General features: G+C 64.0%; 15 protein-coding genes. 5 read left to right on the top strand and 10 right to left on the bottom strand.

The features are described from left to right. The first annotated feature begins 83 nt into the window (after window positions 1-83). Window positions 84-767, top strand: a complete 684-nt coding sequence (pdxH, locus tag HMPREF3157_RS05075; protein ID WP_016663441.1) for a pyridoxamine 5'-phosphate oxidase — start codon at window positions 84-86, stop codon at window positions 765-767. Between the two features lie 63 nt (window positions 768-830). Here the strand turns inward: pdxH and HMPREF3157_RS05070 are convergent, their stop codons facing one another. The 6 genes from HMPREF3157_RS05070 to HMPREF3157_RS05045 form a co-directional block, all read right to left on the bottom strand. Then, window positions 831-1,562 carry a hypothetical protein gene (locus HMPREF3157_RS05070; protein ID WP_070435715.1) on the bottom strand — a complete coding sequence of 244 codons (732 nt, stop codon included), beginning with the start codon at window positions 1,560-1,562 and terminating at the stop codon, window positions 831-833. Between the two features lie 14 nt (window positions 1,563-1,576). Beyond that, window positions 1,577-2,008 (bottom strand): Arc family DNA-binding protein, encoded by a 432-nt coding sequence (locus tag HMPREF3157_RS05065; protein WP_070435714.1) that lies wholly within the window; start codon window positions 2,006-2,008, stop codon window positions 1,577-1,579. A gap of 137 nt (window positions 2,009-2,145) precedes the next feature. After that, window positions 2,146-2,979, bottom strand: coding sequence for an energy-coupling factor transporter transmembrane component T family protein (locus tag HMPREF3157_RS05060; protein WP_070435713.1), 834 nt, complete (start codon window positions 2,977-2,979; stop codon window positions 2,146-2,148). After that, window positions 2,969-4,804, bottom strand: coding sequence for an ABC transporter ATP-binding protein (locus tag HMPREF3157_RS05055; protein WP_070435712.1), 1,836 nt, complete (start codon window positions 4,802-4,804; stop codon window positions 2,969-2,971). The genes HMPREF3157_RS05060 and HMPREF3157_RS05055 overlap by 11 nt, the downstream gene beginning before the upstream one ends. A 9-nt stretch (window positions 4,805-4,813) precedes the next feature. Further along, a complete protein-coding gene (locus HMPREF3157_RS05050) occupies window positions 4,814-5,410 on the bottom strand; it encodes an ECF-type riboflavin transporter substrate-binding protein (RefSeq protein ID WP_070435711.1) in 597 nt (198 codons plus the stop codon). A gap of 11 nt (window positions 5,411-5,421) precedes the next feature. Further along, window positions 5,422-6,264 carry an SAM hydrolase/SAM-dependent halogenase family protein gene (locus HMPREF3157_RS05045; protein WP_070435710.1) on the bottom strand — a complete coding sequence of 281 codons (843 nt, stop codon included), beginning with the start codon at window positions 6,262-6,264 and terminating at the stop codon, window positions 5,422-5,424. Between the two features lie 202 nt (window positions 6,265-6,466). On the opposite strand from HMPREF3157_RS05045, the gene HMPREF3157_RS05040 reads away from it, so the two are divergent. The 4 genes from HMPREF3157_RS05040 to HMPREF3157_RS05025 all read left to right on the top strand — a co-directional run bounded on the left by HMPREF3157_RS05040 (window position 6,467) and on the right by HMPREF3157_RS05025 (window position 10,200). After that, a complete protein-coding gene (locus tag HMPREF3157_RS05040; protein ID WP_070435709.1) occupies window positions 6,467-7,414 on the top strand; it encodes an ABC transporter ATP-binding protein in 948 nt (315 codons plus the stop codon). 44 nt (window positions 7,415-7,458) lie between these two features. Beyond that, complete coding sequence (locus tag HMPREF3157_RS05035; RefSeq protein WP_070435708.1) at window positions 7,459-8,277, top strand: ABC transporter permease; 819 nt, start codon at window positions 7,459-7,461, stop codon at window positions 8,275-8,277. A gap of 88 nt (window positions 8,278-8,365) precedes the next feature. After that, the gene (locus HMPREF3157_RS05030) at window positions 8,366-9,586 is read left to right on the top strand and encodes a sensor histidine kinase (RefSeq protein ID WP_070435707.1); all 1,221 of its coding nucleotides are present in this window, start codon (window positions 8,366-8,368) and stop codon (window positions 9,584-9,586) included. Continuing rightward, window positions 9,583-10,200, top strand: a complete 618-nt coding sequence (locus HMPREF3157_RS05025; RefSeq protein WP_016663451.1) for a response regulator transcription factor — start codon at window positions 9,583-9,585, stop codon at window positions 10,198-10,200. Before HMPREF3157_RS05030 ends, HMPREF3157_RS05025 begins: the two co-directional genes overlap by 4 nt. Window positions 10,201-10,384: 184 nt before the next feature. Here the strand turns inward: HMPREF3157_RS05025 and HMPREF3157_RS05020 are convergent, their stop codons facing one another. The 4 genes from HMPREF3157_RS05020 to HMPREF3157_RS05005 form a co-directional block, all read right to left on the bottom strand. Beyond that, window positions 10,385-12,823, bottom strand: coding sequence for a PhoX family protein (locus HMPREF3157_RS05020; protein ID WP_070435706.1), 2,439 nt, complete (start codon window positions 12,821-12,823; stop codon window positions 10,385-10,387). Between the two features lie 170 nt (window positions 12,824-12,993). Beyond that, window positions 12,994-13,521, bottom strand: a complete 528-nt coding sequence (locus HMPREF3157_RS05015) for a NifU family protein (RefSeq protein WP_168161692.1) — start codon at window positions 13,519-13,521, stop codon at window positions 12,994-12,996. Window positions 13,522-13,664: 143 nt separating this feature from the next. After that, window positions 13,665-15,608, bottom strand: a complete 1,944-nt coding sequence (locus HMPREF3157_RS05010; protein WP_070435704.1) for a ferrous iron transporter B — start codon at window positions 15,606-15,608, stop codon at window positions 13,665-13,667. After that, on the bottom strand, window positions 15,605-15,964 hold the full coding sequence (locus HMPREF3157_RS05005) for a FeoA family protein (RefSeq protein WP_201771309.1): 360 nt from the start codon (window positions 15,962-15,964) through the stop codon (window positions 15,605-15,607). The genes HMPREF3157_RS05010 and HMPREF3157_RS05005 overlap by 4 nt, the downstream gene beginning before the upstream one ends. Between the last annotated feature and the right edge of the window lie 198 nt (window positions 15,965-16,162).

The following is a 16,162-nucleotide window of genomic DNA, read 5'->3' as shown; positions in this document are numbered from 1 at the left end:
GTCCCCGCAAGCGACCAGAGGGCGGGGCTAGAGTGGTAGATCGGGATCGATGACGACCCCACACCAAGTTTCGAGGAGAGGTCATGAACGAGAAGGCAAGTGCGCCCGATCTTCGCGCGGAACGCGTGAATTACACGAAGGGCCAACTCACCAAAACGCTCGCGGGCAACGACCCGCACGCACTGTTTGACGAATGGATGAGGGACGCGATCGAGCGCCGCGACCGTGAGGGCGATGTGCTCGAGCCCAACGCCATGGTGGTGTCCACAATTAACCCGGAGACCGATTGGCCGGATTCGCGCGTGCTGCTGCTCAAGGAGCACAAGAACAAGAAGTTCGTGTTCTTCGGCAACTACGAGTCCCAAAAAGGCCACGACCTTGACGTGAACCGCAAGGCCGCCCTGAACTTCACGTGGCTGCCGCTTCAACGCCAGGTGCGCATCCAGGGCAAGGTGCGCCGCATCAGCCCCGAGGAATCCGACGCCTACTTCGCGGTTCGCCCGCGTGGTTCGCAGATCGGCGCCTGGGCAAGCTCGCAGTCGGACGTCATCGACTCACGCGAAGACATCCAGCTCGCGAACGAGCGCGCCGAAAAACGCTTCGAAGGCAAAGACGTTCCCCGCCCGCCGCACTGGGGCGGCTGGGCACTCACCCCGCACGTGATTGAGTTCTGGCAGGGTGGCGCTTCGCGCCTGCACGACCGTATCCGCTTCACGGCCTTGGATTCGGAAGAAGGCCGCTGGCAGGTCGACCGCCTCGCTCCGTAAACATTCACCCGAGGTAACTGTGAGGGCCGGGGAGACGCTGAGCGTCTCCCCGGCCCTCTCGTGTTAGGCGACCTCGTTGAGTTCGAGCGAGGTACGCGTTCCGCCCACCTTGACGCGGAACACGGGCGCTCCCTCCTGCGGAACCCCGCGCGGAGTAAGGCTCGAATTGAACGACGAGGCAAGGCCGTCAAAATCGGTGTGGACGTGCACGCCGGGCAAAACCCCGACGGTGCACGCGGCCTTGAGGCCCTCGACCTGAACATCACCGCGGTGGACGCGGGCGATATCGACATTGATTGAGGCGCCCTTCGCGTCGAGCGCACCTGAGAACTCACCGATGCTCACCTTGGCCGCGGCACCATTCACCTCCACCGGGGAGGAGACAGCATCAAGCTCGGCCCTGACCTTGAACCCCTGGATCGAGAGAGGCGCGGTCACGGAGGAAGCCTTCACGGTGCTCGAGACCGCATCGAAGTGTGCCTCGCGTGGGACCTCCTCAAGCTCGATCGTGGTCGCGACGCTCTCGCATTCGAGGGCTGTCGTGGTGGGAAGTGAAAGCTTCACCGTGAGGCGCGGGCGCTTGCGGTGAAGAATGTCGAGCGCTTTCCGGTCAGGGCTCTTGATTGCGAGGCGCCCGAAGCGATACTTCACGCTCGTTCCCGCGGCCTCTTCGCCCTCGAGGTCGATCGTGATCTGGTTCGTGGTGTTTGTCGTGATCGCGACGTCGGCATAGTTCAACTTGAGCTCGGCACGCACATCGCCGGTGGCGTCGTAACGATAGGTTGTGGTGCTCATGGCGGGACCCTTCCTTAGATCCATCCCTTGACGGGGTTCGTGCCTTTCGGCGGGTTATCGGGGGTGAAGCCCCAGTGCTTCGTGAATGGCGAAGTGCGGGGTTCGACAACGGCATCGCGGATCACCTGGACGAGCCAGGCATTGAGACTCTGGCCCGAGGCTTCTGCACGCTTCTCCGCGCGGGCCTTGAGCCCCTCGGGCAGGCGAAGAGATACCCGCGAAATATCGCCTTCATCGAGTCCCTGATCCGCCGCGGCGGCCGATTCAGGCGCGGGAGTGGCGTCAGGATGCTTTGGAGTGACATCAAATTTGACGCCTTCGGGGGCGAGGCGCGCGCTCACGCGCTCGAACGTGAGCGACTCGCTGATCTCGGCGGTCGCCGTCGTGACCGTATCGAGAAGGGCAAGCTTGAGTAGGGGGCGGGCAAGGGGGCCCACTCGCTTCATAGCGGAGCCGAGATCGTCGCCACCGACGTTAGCGACATGCTCGAGGTCCTCAACAAGAGCGTCGGTTTACTGTGACATCTCCATAACCCAAGTATGGCGTCTTTTTGACGCCACTGCAAGGTTTTTGACGTCGTTTCTTAGGCGAAGGGGTTCCAGAACCTTCCGCCATTGACGATCGCGAGCACGATCGGCACCGCGAGCACGGCGAAGGAGAGGGCCATGATGAGCCAGTCTCGCCACGTCAGGGGCTTCTTGCCGTACCACGTGCGCCGCTTGCCGCGCCCAAAACCGCGCAGCTCCATAGCGCTCGCGACTTCCTCGATGCGGTCGAAGGCGCCGAGAAGAAGAGGGATGATCACGCCCACGATGTTCCGCGCGCGCGTCACGATCCCCGCTTTCGACGAGGTCTCGAGGCCACGCGCCTGATGCGCCTTCGAGATCGTCACGAAATCACGCTGAATATCGGGGATGTATCGAAGAGCGATCGAGACGGAGTAGGCGATCTTGTAGGGAACGCCGATGCGGCTCAGCGACTGCGCAAACTCTGGCGGGCGCGTCGTCGCGATGAACAAAAGCACGGGTGGAAGCACCGCGAAGTACTTGAGGGTCACAACGAGCTGATAAAAAAGCTGCTCACTCGTGATGTCCCAGTGCCACGGTCCATCGAGAAGCACGGTGCGTGTGCCATACAGTTCGGTTCCGTAGCCGGGCGCGAACAGAAAAATGAACACGTTGTTGAGCAGCATGAGACCGGCGATGATCACGAGCACAACGGCGAGGTCGCGCAGCTTCACGCGACTGAGAACCCACAGCACGACGTTGAGCGCGAGCATCGCCGCAAGGTAACGCGCATCGAATCCCACGAGCGCACCCACGACGCTCGCGACGGCGAGCATAAGCTTTGAAAGCCCCGAGACTCGGTGCAGGAGCCCCGGCCGATCGACGTACCCGAGAACGGACTTAGCGGGCATCACCCACCTCCCGCCTGTCGCGATCAACCGCGATCACAGCCTCGACAAACTCGCTGCGGCCAAACTCTTGGGTGCCGCCGTCACCGGTGGAAACGGGAAGTCCGACGGTTGCCGCGAGCGCGTCGAGGCTTGTGCGCACGAGGTTCGCGCGCCTCGTCACGTCATCGTCGACGAGGATTCGCGCGGGCGAAGAATCCGCGATGATCTCCCCTTCGCTCAGGACGACGGCGCGCGGCACATACTCGAGGGCAAGGTGCATGTCGTGTGTGATGAGCAGGATCGTCGTGCCCGCACGGTTGAGGCCGCGGATGAACTCCATGAACTCCGTGTAGTGCCGAAAATCCTGGCCAGCGGTCGGCTCATCGAGAATGAGGATTTCGGGCTCGAGGGCGAGCGCCGCCGCGATCGTCACGCGCTTCTTTTGGCCGTGACTGAGGGCGCTCACAGGCCACGACTTGAACGGGGCGAGCCCGCACGTCTCGAGGGCAGATTCCACGCGCCGGCGCACCTCATCCTCGTCGAGGCCGTGGGCGCGTGGGCCGAGCGCGACCTCGTCGAAAATGAGCGGCTTCGAAATCATGTGGCCCGGTTCTTGAAGCACGAAGCCCACGCGCGTGCCGATCTCGGCGATACTCAGGTTCAGAACATCGTCGCCGAGCACCTCGACGGTGCCCGCGTTCGGCTTCGCAAAACCCGTGATCGCGCTCGCGAGCGTCGATTTTCCCGCGCCGTTGTTGCCGAGGATCGCGAGCATCTCCCCGCGCCGCACCTCGAGGTCGATTCCCCGCAGCGCGTGCACGCCCTCGTGGTCTTGATCGTGGCCGTGCACCACGTGAAGATTGCGCACGCTGATGGCCGCGGTGGCGTCGGACCCCTCCCCCGGCACTTCCTGAGCCGAAACCGAGCCGAACCTCGCGGACCACTGCTCACGCCCCCACTCTCGCACCCGTGCGCATTCGCTCTCGCTCAAGCGAAGGGTCTCGAGCCGAGCGGGGTGCGCGGACGCTGACGGTTCGATCCCCGCATAGTTGAGGGCCGTGAGGTGCAGCGGGCGGCGAATGCCGTGCTCGGTGAGGAGACCGGAGGTCACGAGCTCATCCGGAGTTGTATCGGCAACGAGGCGGCCGCCGGCCATCATGAGGATCCGATCGACCCCCCTGTGCAGTACTTCTTCGAGCCGATGCTCGATGATGACGACACTCGCACCGCTCTCCCGATTGAGGTCGTCAGCCAGTTCGATCATCGCGCGACCCGTCGCCGGGTCAAGGTTCGCGAGCGGCTCGTCGAACAGGAGAATCGGCACGTCGTCCACGAGCACGCCCGCGACGGCGACGCGCTGCTTTTGCCCGCCACTCAGTTCGTGCGGCGAGTGTTCGAGAAGCTCGGTGAGGCCCACGCGTTTTGCGACCCGCTCGACGATGCTCGGCATGTTGCCCGAGGCAACCTCCTGGTTCTCGAGCGAAAAGGCGATGTCCTCCGCGACCGTGAGGGCGACGAACTGCGCGTTTGAATCCTGGAGAACCGTGCCGGCCTCACCGGCGGTGCGCACGAGCGGCGCACGCACCGGATCCACGCCACCGACCCTCACGCTGCCACTCACGCGTGCCTCGAAGCGATGCGGCACGAGGCCGTTCATTACGTGCAGCAGGGTCGACTTTCCCGAGCCACTCGGCCCCACGATCGCGACCTTCTCCCCCCAGCCGATCGTGAAGCTCACGTTCTCGACCGAGGGAAGTTTTTGGGTGCGGTAATGCACGCTCACGTCATCGAACACGATGGCGTGAGCGGCACGGTTCGCCTCGGGCGAATGGGAGGGAAGAGCCATGCGGAACGCTTAAGCGCCCACCTCGAGCGAGCCCGAGCGGGTGCGCGTCTTCGCGTACAGCGCGAGGATGATCGAGCCAAACACGCAGGTGAGAATCGCATTCGTCACGAAGGCCACGAGGCCCTGCACGATGACCTTATCGAACGGTTCGCCCATGAGCGTCACGTCGAGAATCCACGCGAGAACGCCCCATGCAACGAAGTGACCCACGATGACCGCGAGGTTGAAGCGCACGAGATCCCGGCGCGGGAACTCCCCCTCGTTTACGCGGTTACGAAGCATGAAGAAGCCCACGATGAGGCCGAATACAGCCGTCGGAATCTCCCACGAAAGCCAAATGCCGTAGCCGGTTGCGTCCGCGAGAATATGCCCCACGAAACCGGCGATGCCCGCAACGTACGGGCCATACAGGACCGCGAGAACCGCAAGGAGAGCGTACTGGAACGTGATCGATTGATTCGGCACGGGGACGGGAATCGCGACGAAGCGGCTCAGGACAAAAAAGAGGGCGGCACCGATACCGATGGCGACGACCTGCGTCACGGGAGAGACCTTACGGGTCACGGGAAGCGGTGCACTCGACGTAGGGGTTTCAGGGGTAGACATGAGGGGATCCTTTACTTTTCGACCTTCTCGAACGCGACGTGCCAGCTGTTGCCGCGCCCGAGGTGGAAGGCATTCGCGTACGAGCCACGATTGATCGCGACAGCCACGCGATCAAGGGAATTCACGTAGATGAGCGATTCGCCAACCTCGACGTGCGCGAAGCTCGGCGCATACACGAGGCTCGTCGCGTGAACGGTTTGCCCGTTATGGGTGATCGTGAGGCGCACGTAATCGCCGTGGCAAATACCGGCCTCTTCAAAAAAGGTGCGCGGGATGGACGTCCACAGCGAGCCGTAACGGTTATCGTGCGCGTCGATCGTGCCCGTGAGTGCGTTGCCCTCGATCTTCGGCGCAAGCACCGGGAGAGTCACGACCTCACTCACCTCGCGGCTCGGACCGACCTGCTCGTACGTGATCGTTCCGCTCGCGAGCCGCGCACCGGTAAACGCGTAAATGTCGCGCCCGTGGAACGTGTAGGAATGCGCCGAACCTTCGCGCCGATTGAAATGCTCGTCGATCTCGCGCAGCTCCTCGATCCCGAAAAGCTTCTCGATGTGAGTGAGGGTGCCGTTGTTCGGGGTCACGACGTAGTGGCCGGTCGACGTACGCGCCACCACGCTCAAGCGATCCGAGCCAACACCCGGATCCACGACCGAAACGAACACCGTGCCTTCGGGCCAATACGACACGACCTGCGCGAGGCGGTAGGAACCCTCCCAAATGTCATAGGGAGGAATGTTGTGCGTGACATCGTGGATGCGCAATTCGGGGTGCACGCCCGTGGCGACGCCGTACATTGCGCTCACGGCGCCATCGACGTACCCGAAATCCGATTGCAGAACGAGCGGTTTCACCGCGCACCCTCCCTCTGTTCACCTGCACTGATACCCCCACAAGGATAGCGAGCGAGGCAAGAGGCATGAAGCTCCGTGGCGAAATGTGAACACCGCCGCAGGGTGCCTGTTGACATCTGTCATTCGCACGCGTGACAAAACCCAGCGAAGCTCCTGACGTTTTCCACTACTGGGTTCGCGAGCGATCGCGAAGAGTGGAGACATGAACACGGCACACACCCCCATCACCGTCTCGAACCTGACCCGCACATACGCGGGCGCAAAGAAAAAGAAAGCCTTCACCGCGGTGGACGGCATTTCCTTTCACGTCACCGAAGGCGAGGTCTACGGCCTCCTCGGCACGAACGGCGCAGGCAAAACGTCAACTCTCGAAATCCTCGAAGGCCTCGCACCCGCCACAAGCGGGAGCGTATCGGTCCTCGGCATGGACCCCACGAAGGACCGCGCGAACGTTCGCCCCCACACGGGAACCATGCTCCAATCCGGCGGCCTGCCCACCCAACTGACCGTCGCTGAAACGATTCGCATGTGGGCAGGAACGTGCTCGCGGCCGATGCCCCCAGAGCGGGCCCTCGACGCTGTCGACCTCACGCACCGCGCGAAGGTCAAGGTCGGCTCGCTCTCCGGCGGTGAACAGCGCCGCCTCGACCTCGCCTGCGCCCTCGTTGGGCAGCCCTCGATCCTCTTCCTCGACGAGCCCACGACCGGGCTCGACCCCGAATCGCGCCGCCGCGTATGGAGACTCCTCGAGAACCTCAAAACGCAAGGGGTCACGATGATCCTCACGACCCACTACCTTGAGGAAGCCGAGCGCCTCTGCGATCGAATCGGGATCATGCACCGAGGAGCAATCGTCCTCGAAGGCAGCCTGCGAGACATCGTCTCCACGGAAGCATCGGTGATCCGCTTCGGCATCGGGGACGGGTCCGACGCCGCCGGCGCCTCCACCGCCCCTCAGCCTCCCGCCCTTGCCGGCGCCCAGGTCACTCGCTCCGGCTCCACGTACGAAGTGCGAACCGATCACCTTCAGGAGCACTCGCTCGCCATCTTGCAGTGGGCGCGAAGTGAGCGCCTCGCCCTGCGCGACTTCTCCGCGACCCCCGCATCCCTCGAGACCGTCTTCATGCGCGTGGCAGGCGAACAGAACTGACGGGCGCGCAGCAGACACCAAAGCTTCCACCGAAAGGACACCCCATGACCACGGCAACAGCCACAGCACATTCCACACCCCGCTCGAGCCGCCTTTCCCGCACGATTGCCCTCGCGCGCGCCGAGCTCACGCAGTTTTTGCGCAATCCCACTCTCCTGTTCATGGCGCTTCTCTTCCCCCTTGGCCTCACGGTCGCCATGTTCGTGCTCAGCTCCACGGGCGGCGGCGAGGCCTTCGCCGCCTCGCTCGCTCTCGAAACGTCCGTGCTTATGACGATGCTTCTCGTCGTGTACTACTCGGTTCTCTCGATGTCGACCACTCGGCGTGACGAGAAGGTCCTCAAGCGTCTGCGCACCGGAGAGGCGAAGGACTCGGATATTCTCGTGGCGATTGCTGCCCCGAGCTCCCTCCTCGCCGTCGTGTTGATGGTGCTCGCCCCAATCCTCCTCATCGTTCTCGGTGCTCCCGCACCAGTCAACGTCGTTCCTCTCATCGTCGCTGTCCTCGGCGGGATCGCCGTGAGTGCGGCACTCGGATTCCTCACAAGTGCCTTCACGATCAACGCCGAAGCCGCCCAGATCACCTCGCTGCCCGTCATGATCCTCGCGATTGCCTCCCAAAGCACCTTCCGCGCGCTCATGCCCGAACAGGTCACGCGCATCATCGACCGCACACCCTTCGCGCTCATGGGGGACCTCGCACACCTGGCATGGTCGGGAACGACGGTCACCGGTGGGTTCGAGCCGCTCGAATCCGGCGCGGCGCTCGCGGCGGCAACCGCCCCCATGCTCATGCTCGCGCTGTGGGCCGTAGCGCTCCTCGTGCTCGTGCCGAGGGTCATGAAGTGGGAATCTAACCGGTAAACCGCCGACTACGACCCGTGGGACACTGGTGGGGCTTCTCTCGGCCCCGCCAGCTTCCCCTTTTCCGCCAACGAACAGAGGACACCGCATGAGCACCGCCACGGGCGATCACACCGCAGAACCGGCGCGCGTTCGCAGCATGGAGAAATACGCGCTCTACACGAAGTGGTCCGTCGCGCTTGCGGCAGTTTTCACTTGGTTCCTCTTTGCCATCCCCAGTATCACGGCAACAACCTCGAAGCATGCGGGCCTCACACCTCTGCTGTGGGCAGTCGGCACGGCCGCCCTCACGCTCCTCGTGAGCATCACTCTCCTACGCGAACCCGCATTCGAACTATTTCCTGAAAGACGGGGACGCGCGCGTGGAGCGAGGGTCAGTTTCATTCTGGTGCTCGTGAGCTGGATCGTGTGCATCCTCGTGTCCGTCCTCGCGCCCGTTTCGATCGGGGCGTGGGCAAGCGTCTACGCGATTCTGTGCACCGCGCTCTTTGCACTCGCCCACGCGCCGTGGATGCGGCACAAGTGGATCGCCGTCACCGTCGCTGCCCTTCTCACGTGCGCAACGCAGCTCAGGATTGACGCCAGCACCGCCCTCACGTCAATCTGCATTCCCCTCATCTTCCTCACCGCCACCCTCTCCGCCTTCTGGGGCCTCGACGTTTTGCGCGACGCTGACCGCGCCCGTCAGCTCGATGCCGAACTCCACGTCAGCGCGGAACGACTCCGCTTCGCCCAAGAACTTCACGACACGATGGGTCAGAGGCTCGCGGCGATCAGCCTCAAAACACAGGTGGCGACCGCCCTCGTCGAACGTGGCGATAGAAACGCCATGAAGGAACTTCGCGAACTCCAGGAACTCGTGAAGGACAGCACCGCCGACATGCGCGCCGTCGCCCACGGCTACCGGCGCATCAATCTCGCCACCGAAATCGCCGAAGCCCGTGCGCTCCTTGGCGCCTCACACATCAACGTCCGCGTCGACGGCGACTCCCTCGACGTTCCCGACAACCGTCGAGAAGACGCCGCCTGGTTCGTCCGCGAAGCCACCACCAACGCCCTCCGCCACTCCCACGCCACGAGTGCGTGCCTCACTCTTGCCGAGGACAGCGTGGCGATGACGAACGACGGCGCGCTCGAAAGCCCCGGCCCACTCTCGGGTCTCGAGTCGCTCCGCCGCCGCGTGGCCGTAGCGGGCGGAAGCATCACCGTCGAGCATGACGCCCCGCACTTCACCGTGCGGCTATGCTTCGACGAGGGGCCGGCGAGTGTCAGACCCGCCCCCACCCACACACCCGAGGAGAGCGCATGATCCGCATCGCCATCGCCGACGATGAAACCCTCGTTGCCTCTTCCCTCGCGACCCTGCTCGGGCTCGAAGAGGATTTCGAGATCGCCACCGTGTGCGGCTCGGGCGAGGAGATACTCGAGTGGTGGGCCCGAGACACCGGCGGCGCCGACGTTCTCGTGTGCGACCTGCAGCTTGGCGGGATCGACGGCATCGAAACTGCGCATCGCGTGCGCGAGAAACACCCCGGTGTGCAGGTGCTTATCGTGACGAGCCACGCACGGCCCGCAGCCCTCAAGCGCGCGCTCGAACGCGGTATCGCGGGATTCCTCCCGAAAACGTCGGACGCGAAAGAGTTCGCCGCGGCCATCCGCACCGTCCACGCCGGACGGCGCTACCTCGACCCCGAAACAGCGGCCCTCGCGATCAACCAGGGCGACAGCCCCCTCACGGTCCGCGAGCGGGAACTACTTGAACTAGCGGGGCGGGGCCTTTCCATCGACGACATCGCCTCCGAAGCGCACCTCGCGGCCGGAACCTGCCGAAACTACCTCTCGAACGCGATGGCAAAAGTTGGTGCGGCCAACCGCTTCGAAGCCTTCACCGTGGCGCGCGACCGCGGCTGGCTCTCGTCATGAGCACGTTGCCGGGCAGGGAGTGCCGGTTCCACGGCTTTGAGAGGGGAGCAAACAGACTAGAGAGCCCCTTCAGGTGTCGTAGCGTCGCTTTTCTCCCCCAGGAATTAAGGCAAAACCAGGGAGGGGCCCCGCGCCGCAGCGCGAGACCCCTCCCGTTTAAGCCCTAGGGCTCAGCGGATCATGCTCAGGCGTCGGCCTGGCCGTCACCTTCAGCCTCGGTTGCAGGCTTAGCGTCCTTGGCGGACTTTGCAGCCATCATGCCGCCAGCGGCGAGCAAAGCCGCGGCGCCTGCGGCGACCGGAGCGGCCTCGAAACCGGTGCGCGGAAGCGGACCACGGTTGTTTTCTGCATCCTTCTTAACCTTCTTGACCGGCTTCTTCGGCTGCTTCTTCTCCGGCTTCTTGGGAGCGGGCGCAACCGGAACAGCCGCGTCGCTCGGGTCCTTGCCGGGCGCAGGCTGTGCCGACGGCTCCTCGGGCTTGGGCTCCTCGGGCTTCGGCTCTTCCGGCTTCGGCTGTTCCGGCTTCGGCTCGGGCTTGGGCTTGGGCTCTTCCGGCTTAGGCTCGGGCTTCGGCTCCTCAGCCTCATCCCAAATCGGCAGAACCTGCACGACCGTCGGGCGCGGGCCGGTCTGGTTGTACTCAGGGAAGAAGGAGTGCTGCTCGCTGAACTTGCCATCTTCACCCGGGTGCTGAACCGACACGAATGCCGAGTAGTCCTCGTCGCGAACGATCGGGCCACACGTCTCTGCCTCGCGAGGCACAGAGAGGAACTGCTCGACGTTGCCGCGCATGTCTCCCTCGAGGGTCACGCGGAACAGGCCATCGTTGTAGCCGATCCCGCTCGGGGCACCGTCGGTCGAAATCCAGAGGTTGCCCACAGAGTCGAACGCGAGGTTGTCCGGGCAGGAGATCGGCGAGACCGACTTCGGGTCGACATTGCCGTAGAAGGTCTGGTCGCCACCGTTCGGGTCGCCGGCCACGAGGAGAAGGTTCCACGCGAACTCGGTGCTCGTCTGGTCACCCTGCTCGTCGAGCTCGAGAACCTGACCGTCGCGATTCTTCTGGCGCGGGTTCACTTCATCCACCTGGAAGATCTCGCGCTTCGAGTTGTTCGTGAGGGCCGCGTACACCTTGCGCGAGTGGTGCGAGGGCTCGACGTCCTCGGGACGGTCCATCTTGGTGGGCTCCACCTTGTCGGCAGCAGTGCGGGTGTTGACCGCGATCTCTTCGACAGTCATGCCCTCAACCTGCGACTCGCCGCCCAGGATCAGCGGGACCCATTCGCCGGTGCCGTCGAACTGACCGTCCGAAGGAACGGCACCGCTGCCGTCGATTTCTTCCTTGGGCGAGTTGCCGTAGAAGCGCGCGACGTAAAGGTCACCCTCGCTCAGGAGAGTCATGTTGTGCTTGCGATCGCCCTCGACGTACTTCTCCTTCGAGACGAACTTGTACATGTACTCGAAGCGCTCATCGTCACCCGAGTACACCACTGCGCGGCCGTCCTCGGCGATGATGACGTTCGCGCCCTCGTGCTTGAAACGGCCGAGTGCCGAGTGCTTCTTCGGGGTCGAGGTGGGATCCCACGGGTCGATCTCGATGACGTAACCGAAGCGGTTGACCTCATTCTCGTAGCCGTGGTTGGTCGCGTTGAAACGGTCCTCAATCATATCGAAGCCGTACACGGTCTCGCCCGAGCCGAGCCCGAGGCGGGCGTTCGACTGAATGTTCTCATCGGCAACGAAGTAGCCGTGGAAGTTTTCTTCGCCCGAAAGGAGCGTGCCCCACGGGGTGAGGCCACCCGAGCAGTTCGCGAAGGTGCCGAGGATCGTGCGGCCCTTGGGGTCGTCCTTCGTTATCACGAATTCGGAGCCCGCGGCGGGGCCGGTGAGTTCATACTCCGTGTCGAGGAGGAAGCGGCGGTTGAGCTTTCCACCCTTCACGTAGGTGTAGGGCGACTTGCGGTCCTTGCGCTCGAGCTCCACGACGGTGAGCCCCTGCGCAGCCATCGTGATGGCGACCTGGTCTTCCTTCATCATGTCCTCCGGGAACATGATGTTCGCGTTCGTGTACTCGTGGTTCACGAACATGACGGCGCGCAGGCCATCCGAGCCGGGGATCTCCTGGATCTCCGTGTAGTCGTTGTTGTACCCGAACTGCTTCGCCTGGGCTTCGGGAGTCTGGTTGTTCCAGTCGAACTCAGGCGAGTCGTCGAAGAGGGGGTCGCCCCACTTGATGACGGGCTCCCAGCGGTAGCCCTCGGGCACGTTGAATTCGTCGACATCCTTGTTGACGGGGGCGATGGGGGTGAAGCGGAGCTTCGAGCCGTTCGGCGCTTCGGGCGCCGAGCCGATCGTGGGGTTCGGGGCGCTCGGGTCGGCAGCGAAGGCGGCCTGACCCATGCCCTGCGTACCGCCGGCGGCGATCACGAGGGCGCTTGCGGCAGCACCGCCGAGGAGCGAGCGGCGGCTGATCGCGGCGGAGACGATGTCACCGATGTAGGAGTTGTTGCTCGTATTGCATGCGGGCTTCGCGCACTGGTTGTCGCACTTGAGTGCGCAGGTCACTGCGGAACGCTTGCCGCGAACGTGATCCTTCATGAGGAGCGGGAGGTGGAGCACCATTGGAGGCATCCCTTCAATGTGGTTGGTGATCGGACGCAGTTACAGTGCTCTACGCGAGGGACCAACATCCGCAATAAAAGTGACGCCCACGTGAATTTTTTTTCAAAGAACAGTCAAGACATGCGCGTTCCGCCCGCAACGAGGGGCGGATGAAGCACCTACCTACACCCTCACGAAGAAGACACAGGCGGGCGGCGAAAAAGTCCCTGGAAGAGTCGCGGCGCCGTGCGCGGGGTCGCATCGCGCACCTCAGCAAGCGCGGGGATGCGCTTCGCGAGCGCCTTCTCAATGCGCAGGTGGAGCGTCACTTCGGACAGTTCGCAGCCCTTGCACGCCCCCGCAAACTCGACACTCACCACCGGCCCGGCATCGCCCCACTCGACACCAACGATGTGCACTTTTCCGCCGTGCGAGGCGATGTAGGGCGCGAGGTCACCGTCAATCACATCGGTCGCGGCAAGACGCACGGCCTCGACGCGCCTGTCCACCCCGATTTGAGACTCAAACTCCGCGAGGTGGGGCGCCGCCTCGGCAATCATGAGCGCAAGACCCTCGCGAACAGCCTCGGCATCGTTGCGCCAGGAATATCCCGCGCGCAGCCACACCCAGAGTCCGTGAGGCTCCGCCACGATTCGTTCAAGCTGCGGCAGTGCCTCGGCAATCGGCTCCCAGCCAAGCGGCAACGACGCCCCCTGCACGCTCCACCTCAGCGCTCGCTCCGCCCCGGTCACGCTCGTCGGAGCGGGGGTGGCATGGCCAAGACTTGGCACGGCACGCTGGGAGTGGTCGGGCAAAGCGTGAGGTCCGACGCTTGCCGGGGAACCGTCGGAACCCACGCCCACTACAGCGCTCCCACCGCGAGCTTCGCGATAAACGCTCCCACCCACGCGAGCGCGAACATGTAGCAGAAGGCGAGGGCGGGCCATGTCCACGAACCGGATTCGCGACGCAACGCCGCGATGGTACTAGTGCACTGCAGCGCGAACACGAAGAACACGAGGAGCGCGGCTATCGTGCCTGGCGTGAAGAGGAGCTGGCCTTCGTGCGGTCCGGGACCCCACGTGAGAGAGGAGAGAGCATCGCCGGGGTTTTCTGGATCGGACGCACTCGCGATCTGCCCGAGCGTCGAAACGAACACTTCGCGCGCGCCGAGCGAGGCCACGACACCGACGCTCACGCGCCAATCGAAACCAAGGGGCTCGAACACGGGCTGGACGGCCTTGCCGAGGCCCGCACCGTAGGAATGCTCAAGCTGGTAGGTCGCCACGGCCGCCGAATCGGACTGGTCGATGCCCGCGGCCGCGAGCTCCGCATCGCCCACGGCCGGGAGGTTGAGCAGCGCCCACAACACGAGTGTGAGCAGGAGGATGATGCGTCCCACCTTCGTGAGAAAGCCCTTCACGGGAATCCACGTGTTCGTCACGAGCTCGCGCACCGTTGGGATGCGGTAGGTAGGCATCTCCATGTAGAAGGGGAGGTTTGCCCGACCGCGCCCAAAAATCTTCGAGAACACCCACGCCGAGCCCATCGCAGAGCATGCCCCGAGCACGTACAACCCAAAGAGCGCCGCGCCCTGCGCGCCGATCACTCCGCCGAGGCGGGCATCGGCCGGGACCAGCATCGCAATCAACATCGTGTACACGGGAAGGCGTGCCGAGCACGTCATGAGAGGGATCGTAAGCATCGTCGCGAGCCGGTCGCGGGCCGACGGCAGCGACCGCGTCGCCATAATCCCGGGAATCGCACACGCGAGGCTCGAGAGCATCGCGACGAACGCCCGGCCCTCGAGGCCGGCGCCTGCCATGACCCGATCCATGAGGAACGCCGCTCGCGACATGTAGCCGGACGCCTCGAGGATAGCGAGCGCGAAGAACAGCAGGAAAATCTGAGGAACGAACGTGAGCACTCCGCCCACGCCACCGATCACGCCATCGGCCACGAGACCCGCGAGCCAGTCGATACCAATGTGTTCGCGCGCGACATCTCCGAGGAACGCGAAGCCCTCTTCGATCCAGCCCTGAATGGGAGCAGCGACCGTAAAAATGAGCTGGAACAGCGCAAACATCGCCGCAAAGAACACGAGGCTGCCCCACACGGGATGCAGCAACACCGCATCGAGCTTGCGGGTGCGGGCGTGGGTGCCGGGCGCGCGATAGTGCGCGGCCTCGAGCACCGAAACGATCCACGCAGCGGAGCCCTTCGGGTTGGTGGGAGCGGCAACGGCAGGACTTGGCCAGTCCTCTTCCGACGCAAGCTCGGCTTTCAGCGCGTCGAGCTCTCGGTGGTTTCCGGCCGTCACGACGAGAACGCGGTGGCCAAGCGCCTTCGACAGTGCCGCGACGTCCACGCTGCCGCCGCGCGAGAGGAATTCGTCGGCATGGGTGAGCGCCACAAGGATCGGCAGACCCGTGCGCTGAAGCTGTGCGATGAGCCCGAGCGAGCGGCGCATACTCGTCGCGTCAAGCACCGCGATGAGCGCATCCGCGCGGCTTTCATCGCTGAGCGATTCGAGAACAACCTGTTCATCGGGGCTGATGGGGTCGAGCGAGTAGGTGCCCGGCAAGTCCTCCACCTGGGCATCAATTCGCGCGCCGGAAGCGTCCTGCACTTCGACGCTACCCACGAACCTGCTGACCGTGACGCCCGGGTAGTTCGCGACCTTCGCCCGCATGCCCGTGAGGGCGTTGAACACCGTGGATTTACCGGCATTCGGGTTACCCACGAGCGCAAAACGGCGCACACCGCTCTCTGGCGGCGCTTCCGGCGCCGCATCGTGGCAGGTCATGCTGCCTTCTTCTCGACAGTGTTCGTGTCGTGCTCATCCCCGACGTGCACGAGGATGCGTGCCGCGTCGCGCTTTCGAAGGACGATTTCGCAATCGGCAACGCGGAACACGAGCGGGTCACGCATGGGCGCCTTGCGCACGAGCTCGACCTCGAGACCCGGGTGGAAGCCCAGGTCAAAGAGGCGGCGGCACAGAACAGAGTGCGAGTCGCGATACGCCGCGATGATCGCCGTGACTCCCTTCGGCACATCGCTCAAGGCGATCGTCGAAGCGAAGGGACAGTCGAGGGTGCACACGAGCGCACGCGAGGTTAGCTCGTTGGCGAGCGACGTCATCTCGGGATAGGCAACTGACATATTTGCAAGGTTAGCATTGCCTAATCTAACTAGGAAGGGACGTGGGGCACGCCACCGTCGGACCGAAGCACCCCCGGGCAGTGCCGCAGATCTGAATACTCAGTGAACGAGCTGCAACATTTCACCTCCTGCCTTGCCGTAAATTCCCCGCCATTGGTTTTCTTAAAGAGGTTTTAGAAAACCGTTCACTTCTGCCAC

This window comes from Dermabacter sp. HMSC06F07, from assembly GCF_001807345.1.
Lineage (GTDB): Bacteria > Actinomycetota > Actinomycetes > Actinomycetales > Dermabacteraceae > Dermabacter > Dermabacter hominis.
The sequence above is the reverse complement of the archived record's forward strand: the minus strand, read 5'-3'. Positions and strand labels throughout refer to the sequence as shown.

Coding starts and splice junctions, on each gene's coding strand:
- HMPREF3157_RS05065 (WP_070435714.1), bottom strand. CDS start 2,008: ATGAAGCGAGTGGGCCCCCTTGCCCGCCCCCTACTCAAGCTTGCCCTT.
- HMPREF3157_RS05005 (WP_201771309.1), bottom strand. CDS start 15,964: ATGTCAGTTGCCTATCCCGAGATGACGTCGCTCGCCAACGAGCTAACC.
- HMPREF3157_RS05030 (WP_070435707.1), top strand. CDS start 8,366: ATGAGCACCGCCACGGGCGATCACACCGCAGAACCGGCGCGCGTTCGC.
- HMPREF3157_RS05020 (WP_070435706.1), bottom strand. CDS start 12,823: ATGGTGCTCCACCTCCCGCTCCTCATGAAGGATCACGTTCGCGGCAAG.
- HMPREF3157_RS05070 (WP_070435715.1), bottom strand. CDS start 1,562: ATGAGCACCACAACCTATCGTTACGACGCCACCGGCGATGTGCGTGCC.
- HMPREF3157_RS05010 (WP_070435704.1), bottom strand. CDS start 15,608: ATGACCTGCCACGATGCGGCGCCGGAAGCGCCGCCAGAGAGCGGTGTG.
- HMPREF3157_RS05025 (WP_016663451.1), top strand. CDS start 9,583: ATGATCCGCATCGCCATCGCCGACGATGAAACCCTCGTTGCCTCTTCC.
- HMPREF3157_RS05055 (WP_070435712.1), bottom strand. CDS start 4,804: ATGGCTCTTCCCTCCCATTCGCCCGAGGCGAACCGTGCCGCTCACGCC.
- pdxH (WP_016663441.1), top strand. CDS start 84: ATGAACGAGAAGGCAAGTGCGCCCGATCTTCGCGCGGAACGCGTGAAT.
- HMPREF3157_RS05050 (WP_070435711.1), bottom strand. CDS start 5,410: ATGTCTACCCCTGAAACCCCTACGTCGAGTGCACCGCTTCCCGTGACC.
- HMPREF3157_RS05040 (WP_070435709.1), top strand. CDS start 6,467: ATGAACACGGCACACACCCCCATCACCGTCTCGAACCTGACCCGCACA.
- HMPREF3157_RS05060 (WP_070435713.1), bottom strand. CDS start 2,979: ATGCCCGCTAAGTCCGTTCTCGGGTACGTCGATCGGCCGGGGCTCCTG.
- HMPREF3157_RS05035 (WP_070435708.1), top strand. CDS start 7,459: ATGACCACGGCAACAGCCACAGCACATTCCACACCCCGCTCGAGCCGC.